The sequence below is a fragment of the Arthrospira sp. PCC 8006 genome (genome assembly GCF_046480465.1).
Lineage (GTDB): Bacteria > Cyanobacteriota > Cyanobacteriia > Cyanobacteriales > Microcoleaceae > Limnospira > Limnospira platensis.
In genome coordinates, this window is record NZ_PKGG01000004.1 from 41,460 (window position 1) to 60,541 (window position 19,082).

Consider the following 19,082-nt stretch of genomic DNA (forward strand, 5'->3'; position numbering starts at 1 on the left):
AAAAKTTTTCTAGGGACTCGCTTAAAGGGTTATATCTGAACGAAACAGGGCGATCGCTATTGCTAATCCTAAACAGCTTATCAAACTGACTGCCATCATTAACAGAGCAAATAGTTCTCCGGGAGATAAAGGCCGATTTTCAGCGGCGATCGCTTCTGTGGCGCTGGAATGCCTCGATTTTGGGGGTCTCGAATGGTTCCGATAATTAATCTCCGTGGGGGGAGTGATCACCCTGTTTGTACTAATGGTTTGATCATACATTTGACGGCGATCGGGATTACTCAGAATGCTATATGCTTCATTCAACTTTTGGAATTTAGCTTTAGCATCATCTTCTGATAAATCTGTTGTATCTGGATGATAGCGTTTACTCAGTTCTCGGTAAGCCCGCCGAATTTCCATAGACGATGCCGAGGGATGCAAGCCCAACAGGGTATAATGAGTCGGTTGGATACTGCCCGGCCATGGTTTGGGGCCGCTGCGATGATATCTCTGTGATCTGGCTTGTTTATTAGTCACGGGTATACCCTCCTATCTTCCCTAGGGCGCAGTGGCTGCACGTTGTTCGGCTATCCGCTGATTCTCAGCATACTGGCTAACCCTCTCTTGAGCAGCCTGATAGTTTTCGCTGTCCTGTGGAACCTGGCTCATGAGTTCACTGGCTTTTTGCCACTCACTGGCTACCGCATTCCATTCAGCTTGAGATTGGGCGCTCTGGGCTAGGGTCGCCGCATTCATGGCCGCATTAATGCCTTCACGCCAAGGGTCAGTCGCCACCGTGGGGGTAGCTGCGGGTTCGGCCGTTTGGGGAGTTTCTGGGTCGGCTGGGTCGGCCGCTTGGGGAGTTTCTGGGTCGGCTGGGTCGGYKSRKTYKGCTGGGTCGGCTGGGTCGGCGGTGATTTCTGAACTACCACCGGGGAGGAAGGGTAGAGGGAAGATACCAGCAAAATGCAATCCTGCCACAGCAGCGATCGCCACCAATAATATAATCGGAATCAGTAACAGGAATTTATTGCTTTTCGGCTGAGAAGGTTGTACTTCTTGGGTTTTGTCCTCATCATCCTCATCAGGATCATCATCTTCTTCGGGAATGTAGCGATACTCGTCATCATCGTCAATTTCTTGGTCAGGGTCGATGTCGTCAGGGTCGATGTCATCATCATCGACAACATAATCATCAATATGATCATCCTGATCGAGGAGGGTATCTTGTTCGCTGAAATCGTCCTCGATATCAACCACATCAGGGGGAATCATATCATCTTCCGGGTCGATCGCCGTTTGCGGTGGCTCCTTCAAAACGATCTCTTCTTCCCAAGCCAGATCATCCCCCAATTGTCGTCCATAGATTTTGACAGTATAGATAGAGGGGACATCTAACTTAGTCATCCCATTGCGAACAAAATTCACCAATGATTGTTGATTGTTAGGAACCGCATCCCCTTCTAGCATGATGTGTAGGGAGTTATCTTCCCCACAGACATCGGCATTAATGTTTTTAGCTTTTAGGGAATTGTTAATCACATTGGCAATCGCCTGGGGATCGCCCTGCTTGGCTAGTTCCATTTGGCTTTGGTTTGGCATGGCTAACCCTCACGAGAACCTTGGGGGAAAATTTTCGGTGATATTTGCGACATGACACAGATCAAAAACGGGGGGGGGTCGGGATTGGGKCTTTTAACCTKCCCTTACACCGGATATTACCCGGGTGTAAAGATACCAGACCCAGACTGAAACGGCGAACTGTGCCACTCCATGATAATGTATCATACACTAACGTTGAAATAAGCGACAAAGTTCGATTATCTGTGTTTGTAGTGTTGACTGTTCATCTGCGCCACGTTTAAGGCTAATTTCCAATTGCAGCAGTTTGGGTAAGGTTTGTTGAAGTTGCTGTAAGGAAAGGGGTTGCACTTCTTTTTTAAGGAAGTATATGCGCTTGGGGTTCCCGACTTCGGCTAGGCGGGCGATTTCTTGATCATCTCTGGTTCCGGTTTCGATCATCAATTTGACCCATAGCCAGGTGCGGAATTGTCCGACTAGGGTAGCTAGGATTTTGAGGGCGGGTTCATTGTGGGCGATTAAATCGGCAATTAACCCTAGGGCTTGGCTAGTTTTGCCTTCTCTAATGGCGATCGCCAGTTTTAGACTATTCTGAGTATTGCTGTGGATTAGGGGAGTAATAGTTTTGATGTCTAGGGGACGGTCTATGGTATCAGCATATAGTTTGAGTTTTTCCATTTCGCCATAGAGTTGGCGGGTATCATTTCCGACCGCTTCGGCTAAAAATTCCACTGATTCTGGTTTAAGTTTGACTCCCAATTGTTGGGCTACTTCTCGGACCCGCTGTTCCAATTGGTCAGTTTTCCAGGGTGGTATTGCCGAAAAATCCTTAACTTGGGCATATTTTTGTAGGAGTTTGGTGGATTTGAGGCGGCCATCGGGTTTATTGGGGCTGCTAAATAATAAGGTGGTGGTTTCGGGAATAGCGGGTAAGGTTCGGTCTAACTCCTGTAGAATTTCTGGAGAACAATGCTGAGTCAGGGGTGTATTAACTAGCCATACCAAACGATGTCCCAAGCCGAATGGTGGAGTCATAGCTTGATTTAGTCCAGAAATGACCGAATCTGGTGTATCGGGCAGAATTTTGTCAAAATTGAAACTAGACCAATTGGGATCAACGACAGATTCCCGCAAGGTGTCTACTGCTTTGCTCAGGGAGAAGTCGTCGTCCCCCCAGTACAGGTAAATTGGCATAACAAATTGTCTTTTAATAACGAGGAAAACAGAGTTGGACGATAACTATCAAACCTATGTCAATCGTGTGGCCAGGATGACTTTAGGGCCGGCTTATCTATCACAACTGGAACACATTCAGGAATCCCCTAAGTTTACCCTCGATGCTCAAGGTCAGAGGAAGCCGGTTCCTTTTCCTGGTTACAGTGTGATTACGCCTCCGGCGGGGGAAGATGTTGATAATGCCGATTTTTATCAAAATTTGACGGATTGTCAACAGCAACTGGCACAAATTTTAGACCCTGATTTTTTTGTGAAGATTCCCCCAGATAGCCTTCATTTTACTTTGGCTGATTTGATTTGGGATGATTTATATCGAGAGGCTTCTCGGGAAATACCAGATTTTGAAAGTAAAGTTCAAGAGGCGATCGCCGAATCTTTTACCATTTTTGAATCTCAGAAAATCTCCAAGCCTTTTGCTTGGCAGGTTTTGGGTTTGATGGTAATGACTAGAGCGATCGTTGTTTGTCTGGTTCCTAGGGATGAGGAGGCTTATAATTTGTTGATTCAATTCCGCAGGTCTATTTATCAGAACCCTAATTTAATGGCTTTGGGAATTGAGCAGCAATATCACTTGGTGGCTCATGTAACTTTGGGTTATTTTGGCTCTATCCCTAATGATTTAGACCGAGAAACTTTGAGTCAACAACTTTTTGAATTTAACCATCAATGGCTGGATAATTCCCAAGAAATCTTCATCAAAAAAGCCGATTTTAGGAAGTTTGAAGACATGATGGCTTATCAACGAGAACCTCACTGGCCAAGGTTTATTTTTTAAGATTTTCGGAGTGCGTCATATCCAGTTACTTTTTGAATCTCAATTAGAGCAAAATTGGCTAATGACGCACTAACCAATTATCCCATTTAAGAGAACCATATTTAGTGGGTTATCTACCCATAAACCTTATTCCTAAACAGTTAACAATTCCTCAACTGGGAACTGGCAAATTTTACCGAAAATAGATAATTGACAATAAATATTATTGGCATTGGCTTAGATGGATTGGCGGGACTGTCGGAGTCTGTGCGCCAGGTAGTTAAACGGGGTAATCTGTTAGTCGGTAACTCTCGTAATTTGGGTTATTTTAGCCATGAGACTATTCCGAAATTGCTGCTAAATGACCTGGTGGAAACCCTGTCGGAACTCAAACAATGGCTAACCAATTGGGAAAGAAATTATCAGACCAACCCAGAAGTGATATTTTTAGTATCTGGCGACCCGTTATTATTTGATATCGGGGGAGTATTAGCAGCTCAATTTCCGCCAGATCAGTTAATTTTTCATCCCCATATTAGTTCAATGCAGTTGGCTTTTAATCGCCTGCAAATTCCTTGGGAAGATGCGAGATTAATTACCCTTAATAATCGGTCAGTAGATAGTTTAACTCAGGCTTTAAAAGACGGGGTGACAAAGATAGGCATTTTCACAAGTGTAGATTATCCCCCTCAAGCGATCGCCCAATTAATCTTATCCCTAGATTTACCCAGAGTTTATCAATTCTGGGTTGCCGAAAATTTAGGGGGCGAAAATGAACGAGTCCAACCCTACTCTATCCAGAGTATCAATCGTCATCAATTTTCACCCTTAAACCTGGTAATATTATTACCCGATTTACCAGAGGTTATAAATGAGGTCAATTTAGCGAATATTCCCAGCTTAGGAATCCCAGATAACCTATTTTTTGGTAATACCAACGAACCCGAATTAAGCACCCCACGGGAACTGCGTATATTAGCATTAGGCGAACTAGGGTTACAGCCAAATCAAGTCATTTGGGATATGCAAGCCAGTCCGGGTTCAGTATCAGTAGAAATGGCGAGATTATTTCCCAACTCCACAATTTACGCCATCGAAAAAACGGCATATGGAACGTCTTTAATAGAGCAGAATTGTCGCCGATTTCAGATAAAAAATGTCATATCAATCAATGGGGAAGTCCCCGCCATATTGCATCATTTAAGAACCCCCGATCGCATTTTTATGGGAAATAGTGACAACAATTTACCGGAGATTTTAGGAACCTGTAGCATTAGACTTTCTCCGGGAGGTAGGATAGTGGTAGTCCTGAGAACCTTAGAACATCTAAATTTAGCCTTAGAGTGGGTCAAATACAAGATCCAATCTGAAAAAAGCTGGAATTATCATCTTTTACAAGTGCAGATTTCCCGTTCATTTTCCATCGGTAATTTGACCAAATTTGCGCCGGTAAATCCCGTCACAATTTTAACTATTGAGCATCAGAGTTTATTTAATTAACTCACCGGAATTAATCTAGGCACATTATAGACAGCCTGATGATTAACAAACTCCCCAAAATTTGTTATAGTTACTTAATACTGTTCACAAGTCAGCCATGTTGAATTTACCAGTTGACCAAATTTTTAATGTCGCCAACATATTTGTACTTCCTTTTTGGAGTCTAATGGTGTTTCTTCCCAATTGGGGAGTTACCAGAAAAGTGATGGAATCATATATTCCCTTTATCCTGTTGGCGTTAACATATCTGTATCTGTTTGCGGGTAGCATAAACCCGGAAAGTGCAGCGGCTTTATCTAACCCCCAATTAGCAGATATCGCTAAGTTTTTCGGAGATGAAACGATCGCAGCGGCGGGGTGGGTTCACTTTTTAATCTTAGATCTGTTTGTGGGACGTTGGATATATTGGGAAGGACAAAAAACCGGGGTTTGGACAATTCATTCTCTGATTTTATGTTTATTTGCGGGTCCCATGGGTTTACTTTCCCACATTATTACTGCTGCTGTAACTCGCCAATTTTTCGCGGGTGGCGGGTCAGAAACTACCACAGATCCATCTGTGAGTTAATCAGAAGTTGGGGTAATTTTTAGTTATTACTCGGTTAAGGTTCAGGCTACCTTCAGATTGATGAGTTTATCATATTCTGAGGGTAGCAAATTGATGTGATTGAATTAGGTAAAAAATTATGGCTGTGGATTATGATATTATCGTAATTGGTGGGGGTTCCGGGGGTTTGGTTGTGGCTAGTGCCGCCGCCCAATTAAAGGCTAAAGTGGCCCTAGTGGAACGCGATCGCTTAGGGGGTGATTGTCTCTGGTTTGGTTGTGTTCCTAGCAAGTCTTTCATCCATGCTTCTCGCATGGCTTATCAAGTCAAAAATGCGGCTAGATTTGGTGTACATACAACCTCACCAACGATTAATTTTGCGGAAGCGATCGCTCATGTTCAACAAGTCATTAAAAATATAGAACCCCATGACTCCCCAGAACGTTTTGAGGGATTAGGGGTTGAGGTGATTTTTGGGGATGGTCAATTTATTGATTATCAAACCTTTGCAGTCAATGGGAAACAGTTAAAAGCTAGGGCGTTTGTGATTGCTACGGGTTCCCGTGCGGCTATTCCCAATATACCAGGTTTAACAGAGGCTGGTTTTCTCACTAATGAGCAGGTATTTTCCTTGGAAAAATGCCCTAAATCTCTGGCTATCATTGGGGCGGGTCCTATTGGTTGTGAGTTAGGACAGGCTTTTTCTCGGTTGGGTTCGGAGGTGACAATTATTTCCAGTCGCGATCATATTTTACCGAAAGAAGACCCGGAAGCAGCTAGGGTAGTTGAACAGCAATTTGAGGCGGAAGGTATCCGAATTTTGCCGAAATCCCGCGCGGAAGCTGTGGAAATTGCACAGGATAAAAAACTGATTAAATCGGGGGATAATACGGTTATTGTTGATGAGATTTTGGTATCTTCAGGGCGATCGCCTAATGTGGAATCCCTGAATTTAGAGGCGGCGGGGGTACTGGTAGATAAAGGGGGAATTAAGGTAAATGAAAAGCTGCAAACTACCAATTCTCGAATTTATGCCTGTGGGGATGTCATTGGGGGTTATCAGTTTACCCATGTGGCGGGTTATGAAGCCGTCGTGGTGTTGACTAATGCCCTATTTTTCCCAGTAAGTAAGGTCAATTATCGGGTAATTCCTTGGGCGACATTTACTGACCCAGAATTGGCGCGGGTGGGGTTGACAGAAGCACAGGCGAGGGGTCATTATGGGGATGATGTTTATATTCTTAAACAACAGTTTTCTGATGTGGATCGCGCCCAAGCCGAGGGAGAAACTGCGGGGTTTGGGAAGATTATTGTGCGCGGAAATGGGGAGATTCTTGGGGCTCATATTGTCGGACCGGCGGCGGGGGAATTAATCCATGAGGTGGTTTTGGCAATGGCTAACAATTTGAAGGTTTCGGCGTTAACAGGTATTCACGTTTACCCGACTCTTTCGGAGGTGAATAGTAAGGCGGCTTTATTATTGAAAAAGCGGAAATTTGCTGAAAGTAAATGGCAGCAAAGTTTATTAAATAAGTTTTTTAACTGGCGGCGATCGCTACATTAACAGACCTTTAATGGTATCTATGGCAGATATTAGGATACTAACAGTTTCAGATTGGGAATGAGAATAGCCAGCAGAAAAATGGCTAACTGCATGGTGACAATACTGGGACCGGAGGGCAAATTTAATAATGCTGATAATATCATGCCTAAAACCGCACTAAATCCACCTAAAGCGGATGATACTATTATGTAACTGATAAAATTGCGGGTTAGTAACCTAGCGGCACAGGCGGGAATTACCACAAAAGCACTAATTAGTAATACACCGATCGCCTTTATGGATATTCCCACCAGTAGGGATAATAAGACTATAAAGAAAGTGCGATGGGGTGTGACAGCCACGCCGCGCGCAATGGCTAAAGGTTCGTTTAAGGTTAGTAACATCTGCGATCGCAAAGTGAGGGTAATAAATGCAATGCAGATTAATAGTAACAAACCAGACAAGATTAAATCTGATTCCCGAATCCCCAAAATATCACCAAATAAAATATTATTAATTCCCCCTCGGTAATTGTCTCTAAAACTCAGGATAATAATGCCAATAGCCAGAGATGAAGAGTAAATTATATTTAATAAAGCATCAGTCCAGAGTTGAGTACGTTCCATAAAATAGGTGACACCAAGGGCAAATACTACGGCAAAAGGTAGTATAGCCCAAGACGGATCAAGCCTTAATAATAGGCTAATACTAATGCCTAATAATGCCGAATGTCCGAGAGCATCACTGAAAAATGAAAGCTGCCTTAAAATGGTGAAACTGCCTAACATTCCCCCCATCAACCCGGTGAGAATGCCACCCATGAGGGCTCGCTGCATAAAAGGAAGTTGAAAAAGTTGAATAATACGAGTTAATTCGGCTGGAATTGTCAAGGGTTAATCTCCTTCTATTTGGTCTATTTAGAACATTAATAAAGCCATGAATTGTGGGTGGTTAACCAGTAATTTTATAGGGCGTATTGTTATTACTGATTAATCGTAATTGAGAACTATAAGCGACGGATATATTTTCGGGGGAGAGGATAGTTTCTGGGGTTCCTTCTGATAAGACCATGCGATTTAAACAGAGTACACGATCGCAGTGTTTTCTCACCTGATCGAGGTCGTGGGAAATCTGCAAAATTGCCCAACCTTCTTCTTTTTTGAGTTGATATAATAATTGGTAAAAATCCAACTCTCCCTGAAAATCTAAGCCAGCCAAAGCCTCATCAAGTATTAACAATCGGCGGGGGCGCACCACACAATAAGCTAATAAAACTCGCTTCATTTCACCACCAGAAAGACCGCCAATCAAGTTATGGCGCAGCTTCCAAGCATCCACCTTAATTAAGGCTTGTCTAATAGCCTGATAACGGCTTCTGGAACCCACCCAAGGCAGTTTTAGACCTAATTTATCCCATCCCAAACCGACTAATTCCTCAACGGTAATAGGAATGCGGCGATCGAACATAAAATTTTGGGGTAAATAGGCAATTTCTTGGCGGACATAATTAGGCAAATATCCTGAGCGACTCAAAGACTGTCCTAGGATAAATACATCACCATTTTGGCGCGGTAAAATACCTAAAATTGACTGAATTAATGTACTTTTCCCAGCCCCATTAGGTCCAATAATCGCCATATCGGTTCCTTCTTCTAAGCTAAAAGAAACATTGTCAACAGCCAAATAGGTATCATGATAAACTGTTAATCTATCCACCATTAACACGGGATTTTTCAATTTTATTCTCCTTTAAGAGGGTGCAATTTAATGATGATTTTCCAGGGTAAATACCCCGGAAATATCAGAGGGGATAACCTAGAAGCGTAAGCCGACAGGTTGGGGGATAACTGCGACAGATTTAGGGGTTGATAAAGGTAGCCATGACTGTGTTTGTCCGCCGAAAGCATCTAATAAATTTTGAGCATTTTCCCGCATAACACGCAGGTAATATTCGGGTTCAATGGATTCAGGTCCTCCGGTTTCCATAGGGTTAAATACACCGACACTAATTCCCATATCTCGGGCGATCGTAGAAAACATATCCTGATCTACTTGGGGTTCAGTGAGGATAGTTTGTAGTCCTGATTCGGCAACGGTATTCATAACTCTTTGCACATCTTGGGGGGATGGATTTTGTTCGGGGATACCCACAAAAGATTCAACTTGAAGGTTGTAGCTTTCGGCAAAGTAGGGGGCAAAATCATGGAATACTACAAAAGTTTGTCCAGAAAAAGGTGCTAGTTTTTGGGTAATCTCAGCATCAAGTTGTTGCAGTTTTTCGATAAATGCAGCCGCATTGGCTGTGTATTTTTCGGCCCCTTCTGGGTCAGCGGCTATTAAGCCATCTCGAATATTTTGGACTTGTTGAATTGCGCGTTTAGGGTCTAGCCAAATATGGGGGTTAAATTCTCCATGATGGTGATGATCATGTCCGTGAYCRTGWTCRTGWCCGTGACCGTGATCATGTCCGTGACCGTGACCGTGACCGTGACCGTGATCTTCATTAGCAACGGTAGGGATGCCTTTACTAGAGTCAATAATTACTAGGTTATCATTGCGGGCATTCTCAATCAAACTATCTAGGAAAAACTCCATTTCGAGGCCGTTTTTCACCAAGACATCAGCGTTGACGATCGCCTGTATATCTCCTGGTCTCGCCTGAAAATCATGGGGTCCGACATTAGTCGGCATTAGTTGCACTACTGTGGCGCGATCGCCTACCACAGCCCTGGTAAACTGTGTCATGGGTGTGAATGTGGTCACCACATGTAACTGTGCTTCTGTGGCTACAGTTGTAGCTTGAGTCTCTGGTGTTTCTGTCTCGCTAGTGGTAGCTGTAGGGCCACAACCCCCTAAACCTAGGGCGACTGTGGAAGCGACCAATACTGTTAAACGTCCAAATAATCGAGATCCGGAAATCATCAAAACCTCCTACTAACTGCTGATCATGCTTTTCACTCCACGGGAATAATGGCTTTTGATTTGGGTGTGGGACTCCGTGGGTGAGAATGATTATCATTGTAGAGAATTTTAGCACCAAGTTAGCGCGACAATAGTTGAAAAATGATTAAAAATCTCAGCCTAGGGTCTGGGGGACGATTAACCTGCTGTAGCTAGAGAAAAATAATTAATTTGCTGTGGAATGCTATATAATGTGTAAACTGTGGTATAATTCCATAGGAAGTTTGACGAAAAACTTGGGGCTGTAATTATGGCTGCTGCCATCACTTTTGCACTGGGAAATTTAGCTAATCATGGCGTTTATGTAGGGTTTATGGGGAGAGATGCCATAGACATCTACACCTTTAATCATCCGGTTAAGGGATGGTTAAACTGTTCTGTGGAAGGCTTTAGTGCTGGGGTAGAATTGCGACTAAAAACGGCTAGGGGTCGCCTAGTAAGTCGCCAATTAGTGCAGCCTAATGAGGGGTCAGCGATCGCCTTTAATTTACCCGCAGGTGTTTATGTCCTAGAAATAGCGGCACTCTATGGAAACACTACCTATCAATTAACTCTACAACAGGAACGCGACCTAGCAGCCACTGAGACAATTATTATTAATCAATATTCAACCTGTCCCACCGGCAATAGACGGCTAAAATTCAGCCGAAAATCCGATTATATTTATGTAAAAAATGCCGCTATTTTTGCGGGTTTATGGATAAGAAAAAAATCCAGAATTTGGCAGGTGTTGAATGTCAACAAAACGGCTAAGTTACGGGATTATATAAGGTGTAGATTGAGGGGCGATCGCTTATTCGCCTTAGCCAGAGGACACCCCAATTTAACTATCTGGTGTAGGGAATATATCCCCACTGGTTAAAACCCCGGAATGTTCACTGCTAAAACCCGATAAATATTTGTGAAAACTGACCAGGTAAATCCCACAGTAGTCTTGCCTTTTGTTAGATGTGCTTTAGGATGTATACATAGGGAATATCCCCATGTGCATTTCTATGGTTTATCTGAGGAAAATGATTTAGTACCTCATCGTCAACTCAACCCAGCCTTTTATGGTTGTTTAGACTGGCATTCTGCGGTTCACAATCATTGGCTGTTAGTGCGGGTGATGCGGTGTTTTCCGGAAGTGGAATTGAGCGAAGAAGCCAGGGAAAAAGTCAGCCAAAACTTGACCACAGAAGCGATCGCCCAAGAAGCCGATTATCTGAAAGATAGACCAGAGTTTGAGTGTCCCTATGGTTTAGGGTGGTTATTACAATTAACCGCCGAATTGCGGGGCTGGAATGATAGCCAAGGAAAACAGTGGGGGGAAATACTGCAACCCTTAGAAGAAGTAGCAGTTAATAACCTGCGACAATGGCTGTTAGATTTAGCCTGTCCTAACCGCAGTGGGACCCATATTCAAACCGCCTTTGCTATGGGTTTAATTTGGGATTGGGCGAAAGCTACCGATAATCAAGATCTGGCTGGTTTAGTCAAAGAACGAGCTAAGATGTTTTATCATGGCGATCGCAACTATCCCTTACATATAGAGCCCCTAGGCTGTGATTTCCTCTCTCCGACCTTAGCCGAAGCCGATTTAATGAGGCGTTTTTTAGATGCCGAAAACTTCGCTAATTGGCTGGGGGAATTTCTCCCAAACATCCCAGAAACCCCTGAAATAGACTGGTTATCTCCAGTAATTCCCAGCAACCCCACCGACTATCAACAATCCCATTTTGATGGTCTCAACCTAAGTCGCGCTTGGATGTTAGAGGGAATTATCGCGGGACTTCCCCCTGATGATCCACGCATTAGCAGTTTACAAGCCGTGGCGGCGGTACATCGTCGAGTAGGGTTAGAACCCGTTTCTCTGTGTGATTACGCCGGAAGTCATTGGTTGGGGAGTTTTGCGGTTTATTTATTAACCCAAAGGGGATTAGGATACACTTAGGCTGATGGCGGGTTGTCATTATTGCGAATAACCTGGGAGGCGAGGTAAATTTTTGACCATTCACTGTGTACCCGGGAAACCTTGGTATTGAGGGTTTTGGCGATCGCATCAATAGAATTGTTAGCTTTGAGGAGATCAATAAGCCGACGTTGAGTGGGGGTCAAATCCTGATAGAACTTTTCCCACTGAGAGGGAGTCAGACCGAGGCGATGGTTAACCAGGGAAATTCCCAGCCAGTCCATAACCAATTCTGGGGCGATTTTCACAGCAAAGTTGCGCGTCGCATGATAACCGACCTTTTCCCGCATTCGATATACCTGTTTGATGGGTAGCTGCAACTTTTGGGCGATCGCCTCTTGACTGTAGCCGCGCAGGTATAATTCTAGCCATTGGGCGGCGATCGGATCGACATTTTCCTGCAGATAGGCTTGAAACTGTTTTTGGATGAATACCCGCTGGGCTTTTTGTTCCTCCAAATACTGAGATTCCTGATATTGAGCGATCGCCGAATCATCCAATAGGCTGATCGGTTCATCCTTATCTCCCAACACAATTTCCTCAGAGATCTGTTTAACCCACTCTCCTGTCGGGACCTGAGTCAGTCCCCCTCGTTGGGACCGATAAAGATAGTTAACAAACCGATAGACCAGTAGGGGTTGATTGCGAATGGGACGCAGACAATATTCCTCAACTGTGGTCAATAACAAACTATTACGCAGTCGCGGATCATCGGTACATTGAGCGATCCACTGAATTTGCTGTTTAAGATAGTGATCGCGATCCAACATATTTTGGATCACCTCTTGTAGGACATCCACCACCTGACGTTGGCGATCGCGACTCGTAGCCACCCAGGTTTGAATTTTCTGGCGCAGGATAACCAAACCCCCCAGACGTTGCATCAAATTCCGATAGGCTTGATTTGAGGAAACCCCCCAATAACGTTCTTTCAGAATCCGATAACGAAAATTTAACCCAGCTTCCAAGGCTTGACGGCGATCGGGTTCTAAACTATCCCAGCGATCGGGATTTTCTCCCAACAGCCAAACCACGACACTGGACCAAGTATCAGGATTAGCTTGAGGATAATCATTCTGTAAGCGGGAAAGCCAATGCTTTTCCAAAGTTTGACAGTATCTCAACAACTTTCACCAAAGCCAACCAAACACCTATGCTACCATTGACAGATAATTAATGCTATAGGATTGTAGTTTCTGTTTATTCATATAATAGGATATTAGCGCCGTGAATCTAGCTACTGCCAAAAGTCTGTTTAAAGAAACCATCACCGAATGGCAAAAAGACAAAGTTCCCATTCTCGCCGCCGCCCTAGCCTATTATATGGTATTTTCCCTAGCCCCTTTGTTAATGATTGTCATTGCTGTAGCTGGTTCCATTGTCGGGGAAGCCGTAGCCCAAAAAGAAGTTATTGACCAACTAGAAACTTTGATGGGTGAACAAGGAGCCTCAGTTATTGCTAATGCTATCCAATCTCAATTTCAGCCTAGTTCTAGCATAATCACCACCATCATTGGTGTGGTGACTCTCCTATTTGCCGCTACCACAATATTTGCTCAATTAAAAGAATCCCTCAACATCATTTGGCACGTTGAAGTCAGACCCGGGCAAGGAATATGGGAATTTATCCGCAGTCGAATTTTATCCATCATCATGGTTTTAATTGTCGGCTTATTGCTGTTAAGTTCCCTGGCAATTAGCTCTTTTTTGGCGGGGATGAGTGATTGGTTAGATAAGGTAGTATCCATTCCTCGCCTATTGCGATCGCTCATTGATAACGGCGTTTCTTTTATTTTAATCACCATCTTATTTGGTCAAATTTATCGGATTTTACCAGATGTCAAAATTGCCTGGTCAGACGTAGCCGTAGGTTCAGGTATTACCGCTATTTTATTTATTATCGGTCGCACCTTCATTAGCTTTTATTTAGGACGCGCTACTGTGGCTTCCGCTTACGGTGCCGCCAGTTCCTTCGTCGTCCTTCTGTTGTGGATATTCTATTCCTGTCAAATTTTTCTATTAGGGGCAGAACTTACTAAAATATGGTCAAGGAGATATGGGAACCAAATTCGCCCCAGTTCTAACGCCGTTATCACCAAAAATTACCGCCCCTAGCAGTCCCCAAAAACCATTAAACCGCCTCTTCCCCTTTCCCCAGACCTCTCCGAGAGTCAGAGGGGGGGGGAGCGTACCATGATTAAATGTCAAAACAGCCATTTTCCTCTACAATAGGTAAATGCAAATGCTAAGGATGTAAACTCCATGCCTCCCCGTTGGCCCCGTGAACCCGATCGCCAAGATCCCGACTACCGTCGCCTAGACGATCGCATGAATTTCGCCGTCCATGTAGCTATTTTCGCCGCCTGCAACTCAGGACTGTGGTTTTTCAACAACCTATCCCAAGCCTCATGGTCTTGGGCTGTTTGGGTAACAGGTGGTTGGCTGTCAATATTATTAGCGCACATGATCTATATTTTTGCCATTGCTAACTACACCTCCACCAGCGCCACCAAAAACTAACAGAGTAGCAAGTAGGTTGGGAGAGTAGGTTGGGAGAAGCGCAGCGAAACCCAACAGAGCAGTTTGGGAGAGTAGGTTGGGAGAAGCGCAGCGAAACCCAACAGAGCAGGTTGGGAGAGTAGGTTGGGAGAAGCGCAGCGAAACCCAACAGAGCAGGTTGGGAGAGTAGGTTGGGAGAAGCGCAGCGAAACCCAACAGAGTAGGTTGGGAGAAGCGCAGCGAAACCCAACACCCAAGTAGGTTGGGAGAGTAGGTTGGGAGAAGCGCAGCGAAACCCAACACCCAAGTAGGTTGGGAGAGTAGGTTGGGAGAAGCGCAGCGAAACCCAACAGAGCAGTTTGGGAGAAGCGTAGCGAAACCCAACACCCAAGTAGGTTGGGAGAAGCGTAGCGGAACCCAACAGAGTAGGTTGGGAGAAGCGTAGCGGAACCCAACACCTTTTGCAAATCACCGGAGTTTCCTAAATGTCTAATTCTGGCAATACCCAAGCGATCGAAAAACTCGCCGCCGAAATTGGCGAAAACGTCTATATGGATATCACCAAGTGGAATTTATACCTGGGTGATGCCAATTTACACACCCCCGTTGCCGAAAAACTCTATCCCATATTAGAAGATGGCGCCGACTTAGACGAAGAAATAGTCATTAACATTCTGAAAGATACCCCTGTTAAGTTGGGGGGTGGTAAAACAACCCTTTCCCTGGCGGATCTAATTCCTAACCAGGTAATTGCCGATTTAATGAAGGTTTTGGAAGAGTTTAAAAAAGATATGTAAATGGCGACTAGGTGCGTCCGACCAACTGACGCACCTGCTCTGCTATATATAGGTGTGTCAGATGACTAAGATTAGAAATTGGCAATTATTATTAATTAGTCTGACTGCCTCAAGTTTAGGTATTCTAGGGGTAGTTTTTCCCTGGCTAGGGTGGGCGATCGCCACAGAGGCAATCACCGTAAGTAGTGCTAATACTAATGAACTAACAGCCACAGAAGTTAATGCGATCGCCGCCGAGATCACCGTCCGCATTGAAGGTCCCAAAGGCGGTTCTGGGGTGATTGTCGAAAAACAGGATAACACCTACTATGTGCTAACTAACTGGCACGTAGTCAACCAAATTGGGGACTATGAAATCATCACCCCAGACGGTCGTCGTCACTCAGTCTACTATAGCCTAATTCAACGGATACCCGGACTAGACTTAGCGATCGCCCCCTTCAGTAGCTCCCAACGCTATCAGATCGCAACTATGGCTAACCCTGATAGCGTCAATGTGGGAGATACCGTCCATGTAGCAGGATGGCCGCGATCGGGTAGTAGTTTAGGACAAAGGCTTTTTTTCAGTAGCCAAGGAGAAGTTACCCACCGCCAAAATCGCCAACAAGGTTACAGCCTAGTATATACCAATCTAGTCCGCAGTGGTATGAGTGGCGGTCCGGTTTTAGACTCTCGCGGTAATCTGATTGGCATTAATGGTATTGTTCAATTTGGGCTAAACCCCGATACCATTGCCGCCGCAGCTATTGAAATTAATCGATTTTGGCAGTGGCGGAAAACAGCAACATTGCCATCTATCCCCACACCGCCTCAGCAGGTCGCTAGAGAGGATATACCCACAGTAGTATCCCCCCCGGAATTGCAGGTTACAGGGGGTGCGAATGGCGCGCCATCGGCTGCTGAGGGAGGATTTGCCATGGCATCCCGGTTTAAACAAACATCAGGACAAATAATGGCGATCGCCACCACAGACTCCCTGGGAATTAGTGGCAATAGCAATGGCACAGTTGACATCTGGAATTTAGCCACAGGGGGATTAAGACAGTCCTTTCGTGCCCATAACAGGGAAGCTACCAGGGTGTTAGTCACTCCTAATGGTCAGCAACTAATCACCGCCGGAGAAGATGGGAACATTAGAATTTGGGATCTGGCGGCCGGTTTACAAGCAGGTAGCTTTTCTCCTGTACAAACCATGACCGGACATAATAGCCCCATATTAGCGATCGCCATTAGTTCCGACGGCAAAACCCTAGCCAGTGGCGGCTGGGACGGTAGCGTTCAATTATGGGATCTGCCAACGGCTTCCCTAAAACAGACCCTAGAGGGACATTCCCAACTCGTCGGAGCGATCGCCATTAGTCCCGATGGTAAAACCTTAGCCACAGGTAGTCGCGATCGTACTATTCGCCTGTGGAACTTAGAAACAGGAGCGCTAAAGCGGACCCTAGAAGGTCACGAACTCTCAGTTTTATCTCTAGCTATCAGTCCAAATGGAGAAATTCTCGCCTCTGGTAGTGCTGATGGGACTATTACCATCTGGAAACTAGACAACGGACAACCGATCCGCCGTCTCAGCGGACATAGAGACGGGGTTTGGTCAGTGGCGATCGCTTCTAATAACCAAACTCTGATCAGTGGGAGTTGGGATAAAACCGTCAAAGTCTGGAATCTTACCAGCGGCACCATAGAAGCCAACCTAGAAGGTCACACCGGCTATGTAACCGCCATCGCTATCAGTTCGGATCAGACCATGATTCTCAGTGGCGACTGGGATGGAGAAGTGAAAGTTTGGAAGCGACCCTAATCCCCCACCTTGGGGGGGAGCTGTTACTATAAAACTCTCAACAAACTGGGAAAGCGATCGACTATATCCAGTTGTTTTAACTCCTCTAGGGCGGCGCGGAAATTACCCTCTCGCACATCATGGGTAACCACTACAATCTCGGCTTGTTTACCGTGGGTGTCAATTTGCACAATTGACTCTATGCTCACCTCATGGTTGCCAAAACAGGTTCCCAGCTTTCCAATCACTCCTGGTAGGTCGCGGGTAATAAATCGGGCGTAGAATCGGGTGATTAATTCTTCCATGGGGGCGAGTTCACAGTAATGCTGGTGGCTACAAGTCATCAGAGGATGGGGAGACCCCGCACCCCCCACTCCGCTGCTACTGGTGGTGATAATTCCCGCAATATTGAGAATGTCCGAAACTACCGCGCTGGCCGTCGGTCCCGCTCCCGCTCCCGGTCCGAAAAACATCACTTGTCCGATAGGTTCCCCTTCGATGAAAATGGCATTATTAACCCCGTTAATACTCGCTAGGGGGTGCAGTTGCGGCACTAAGGTAGGATGCACTCGCACCGATATATTGTTGGTCTCAGATTCAGCCCTACGAGAGGCGATCGCTAATAGTTTAATCGTAAAACCTAGGCGATCGGCATAGTCAATATCCGTAGCACTAATTCCCCGAATGCCCTCACAATATACCTGTTCCAGTTTAATCCTTCCCCCAAAGGCTAGGGATGCCAAAATCGCGATTTTATCTGCTGCATCTAAACCATCCACATCAGCCGTCGGGTCTGCTTCCGCATAACCTAGCTCTTGGGCTTGTTGCAGCACTTCGTCAAAGTTCGCCCCCTCTGCCTGCATTCTAGTTAGGATGTAGTTAGTTGTACCGTTGACAATACCCATAACCGTATCAATCCGGTTAGCCCCCAGGCATTTCTTCATAGGTTGAATAACTGGTATCCCCCCACCTACAGCCGCTTCTAGGAGAACATAAACACCTTTTTCGGTTGCTGCTGAGAAGATTTCCGCCCCATAACGGGAGATTACCGCTTTATTAGCCGTAACAATATGTTTACCATGGTCGATCGCCTTGAGGATGAGCGATCGCGCTGGCTCTAGTCCCCCAATTAGTTCTACCACAATATCTATTTCTGGATCGGTGACGATCGCTTCTAAATCTGTGGTTAATAGGTTTTCTGGTAATGCGATCGTCCGGGACTTGGAAAGCGATCGTACCCCCACCCTCACCAATTCTATTTCTTGCAGCAGGGGATGGCGACCAGAGCGATCTAATAAAATTGCCGCAGTTCCCTGACCGACGGTTCCCAATCCCAATAAACCAATTTTGAAAGCCACGATTTCAACCTATCCATCAACACTTCTATCAACCATTTTGACACAAAATAACACCGGAGCCTTTCCGCCGGGTTCTTTATATGGGAGTCCCAAAGCCACGCGCCGGCTACGCCGCAGTCAGATCTAGTGAGGGCGATCGCCACCATTTTAAACTATAATAATCCACATCAACAACCTTTCACATATTGGCTACCTAATGGGAAATACCTAGGGGTAAAGAAACCCAGTTTCTCCCTGGGGGGGGTAAAGAAACCGGGTTTCTAGTCGTAGTCGTAGGTTGGGTAAAGCGAAGCGACACCCAACAAATTCAGGTATAAAAATTAGGCGATCGCTCCCCATTTCTCAAGTTCGTAGGTTGGGTAAAGCCAAGCGACACCCAACAAATTCAGGTATAAAAATTAGGTGATCGCTCCCCATTTCTCAAGTTCGTAGGTTGGGTAAAGCGAAGCGACACCCAACAAATTCAGGTATAAAAATTAGGCGATCGCTCCCCATTTCTCAAGTTCGTAGGTTGGGTAAAGCGAAGCGACACCCAACAAATTCAGGTATAAAAATTAGGCGATCGCTCCCCATTTCTCAAGTTCGTAGGT

At 45.2% G+C, this 19,082-nt stretch carries 18 protein-coding genes; 10 read left to right on the forward strand and 8 right to left on the reverse strand.

Going from position 1 to position 19,082, the window contains the following annotated elements:
* Positions 1 to 21: 21 nt before the first annotated feature.
* From B9T16_RS01325 to holA, 3 genes are all read right to left on the reverse strand, one after another.
* Positions 22 to 519: a J domain-containing protein gene (locus B9T16_RS01325; protein ID WP_172973460.1), complete on the reverse strand. Its 498-nt coding sequence runs from the start codon at positions 517 to 519 to the stop codon at positions 22 to 24.
* Between the two features lie 21 nt (positions 520 to 540).
* On the reverse strand, positions 541 to 1,584 hold the full coding sequence (locus B9T16_RS01330; RefSeq protein ID WP_410243946.1) for a hypothetical protein: 1,044 nt from the start codon (positions 1,582 to 1,584) through the stop codon (positions 541 to 543).
* Between the two features lie 189 nt (positions 1,585 to 1,773).
* A complete protein-coding gene (gene holA / locus B9T16_RS01335; protein WP_006617102.1) occupies positions 1,774 to 2,757 on the reverse strand; it encodes a DNA polymerase III subunit delta in 984 nt (327 codons plus the stop codon).
* A 34-nt stretch (positions 2,758 to 2,791) separates the two neighbouring features.
* Here holA and B9T16_RS01340 point away from each other — a divergent pair, with 34 nt between their 5' ends.
* The 4 genes from B9T16_RS01340 (at position 2,792) to B9T16_RS01355 (ending at position 7,164) form a co-directional block, all read left to right on the forward strand.
* Positions 2,792 to 3,574, forward strand: a complete 783-nt coding sequence (locus B9T16_RS01340; protein ID WP_006617101.1) for a DUF1868 domain-containing protein — start codon at positions 2,792 to 2,794, stop codon at positions 3,572 to 3,574.
* A gap of 189 nt (positions 3,575 to 3,763) precedes the next feature.
* The gene (gene cbiE, locus B9T16_RS01345; protein WP_410243947.1) at positions 3,764 to 5,053 is read left to right on the forward strand and encodes a precorrin-6y C5,15-methyltransferase (decarboxylating) subunit CbiE; all 1,290 of its coding nucleotides are present in this window, start codon (positions 3,764 to 3,766) and stop codon (positions 5,051 to 5,053) included.
* A 97-nt stretch (positions 5,054 to 5,150) separates the two neighbouring features.
* On the forward strand, positions 5,151 to 5,621 hold the full coding sequence (locus B9T16_RS01350) for an ABA4-like family protein (RefSeq protein ID WP_006617099.1): 471 nt from the start codon (positions 5,151 to 5,153) through the stop codon (positions 5,619 to 5,621).
* A 118-nt stretch (positions 5,622 to 5,739) separates the two neighbouring features.
* Complete coding sequence (locus tag B9T16_RS01355; RefSeq protein ID WP_410243948.1) at positions 5,740 to 7,164, forward strand: dihydrolipoyl dehydrogenase family protein; 1,425 nt, start codon at positions 5,740 to 5,742, stop codon at positions 7,162 to 7,164.
* A 29-nt stretch (positions 7,165 to 7,193) separates the two neighbouring features.
* On the opposite strand, the gene B9T16_RS01360 is transcribed toward B9T16_RS01355, so the two are convergent.
* The 3 genes from B9T16_RS01360 to B9T16_RS01370 form a co-directional block, all read right to left on the reverse strand.
* Positions 7,194 to 8,033, reverse strand: coding sequence for a metal ABC transporter permease (locus B9T16_RS01360; RefSeq protein ID WP_006617097.1), 840 nt, complete (start codon positions 8,031 to 8,033; stop codon positions 7,194 to 7,196).
* A 61-nt stretch (positions 8,034 to 8,094) separates the two neighbouring features.
* Positions 8,095 to 8,862: a metal ABC transporter ATP-binding protein gene (locus B9T16_RS01365; protein ID WP_410243965.1), complete on the reverse strand. Its 768-nt coding sequence runs from the start codon at positions 8,860 to 8,862 to the stop codon at positions 8,095 to 8,097.
* 96 nt (positions 8,863 to 8,958) lie between these two features.
* A complete protein-coding gene (locus B9T16_RS01370) occupies positions 8,959 to 10,065 on the reverse strand; it encodes a metal ABC transporter solute-binding protein, Zn/Mn family (protein WP_410243949.1) in 1,107 nt (368 codons plus the stop codon).
* A 289-nt stretch (positions 10,066 to 10,354) separates the two neighbouring features.
* On the opposite strand from B9T16_RS01370, the gene B9T16_RS01375 reads away from it, so the two are divergent.
* Entirely contained in the window at positions 10,355 to 10,966 is a 612-nt protein-coding gene (locus B9T16_RS01375; RefSeq protein WP_006616461.1) for a hypothetical protein, read from the forward strand.
* A gap of 39 nt (positions 10,967 to 11,005) precedes the next feature.
* Positions 11,006 to 12,037: a DUF2891 domain-containing protein gene (locus tag B9T16_RS01380; protein ID WP_035735539.1), complete on the forward strand. Its 1,032-nt coding sequence runs from the start codon at positions 11,006 to 11,008 to the stop codon at positions 12,035 to 12,037.
* On the opposite strand, the gene B9T16_RS01385 is transcribed toward B9T16_RS01380, so the two are convergent.
* A complete protein-coding gene (locus B9T16_RS01385; RefSeq protein WP_410243950.1) occupies positions 12,034 to 13,182 on the reverse strand; it encodes a HetZ-related protein 2 in 1,149 nt (382 codons plus the stop codon). The genes B9T16_RS01380 and B9T16_RS01385 overlap by 4 nt on opposite strands.
* 100 nt (positions 13,183 to 13,282) lie before the next feature.
* Between B9T16_RS01385 and B9T16_RS01390 the strand changes: the two genes are divergently transcribed.
* The 4 genes from B9T16_RS01390 (at position 13,283) to B9T16_RS01405 (ending at position 17,155) form a co-directional block, all read left to right on the forward strand.
* Entirely contained in the window at positions 13,283 to 14,170 is an 888-nt protein-coding gene (locus B9T16_RS01390; protein ID WP_410243951.1) for a YihY/virulence factor BrkB family protein, read from the forward strand.
* A 147-nt stretch (positions 14,171 to 14,317) separates the two neighbouring features.
* Positions 14,318 to 14,575 carry a 2TM domain-containing protein gene (locus B9T16_RS01395; protein WP_006615721.1) on the forward strand — a complete coding sequence of 86 codons (258 nt, stop codon included), beginning with the start codon at positions 14,318 to 14,320 and terminating at the stop codon, positions 14,573 to 14,575.
* A gap of 464 nt (positions 14,576 to 15,039) precedes the next feature.
* A complete protein-coding gene (locus B9T16_RS01400) occupies positions 15,040 to 15,351 on the forward strand; it encodes a DUF3181 family protein (protein WP_006615906.1) in 312 nt (103 codons plus the stop codon).
* Between the two features lie 61 nt (positions 15,352 to 15,412).
* Complete coding sequence (locus B9T16_RS01405; RefSeq protein ID WP_410243952.1) at positions 15,413 to 17,155, forward strand: trypsin-like peptidase domain-containing protein; 1,743 nt, start codon at positions 15,413 to 15,415, stop codon at positions 17,153 to 17,155.
* 26 nt (positions 17,156 to 17,181) lie between these two features.
* Here B9T16_RS01405 and B9T16_RS01410 read toward each other — a convergent pair whose 3' ends face one another.
* Positions 17,182 to 18,492, reverse strand: a complete 1,311-nt coding sequence (locus B9T16_RS01410; RefSeq protein ID WP_410243953.1) for a homoserine dehydrogenase — start codon at positions 18,490 to 18,492, stop codon at positions 17,182 to 17,184.
* Positions 18,493 to 19,082: the final 590 nt, after the last annotated feature.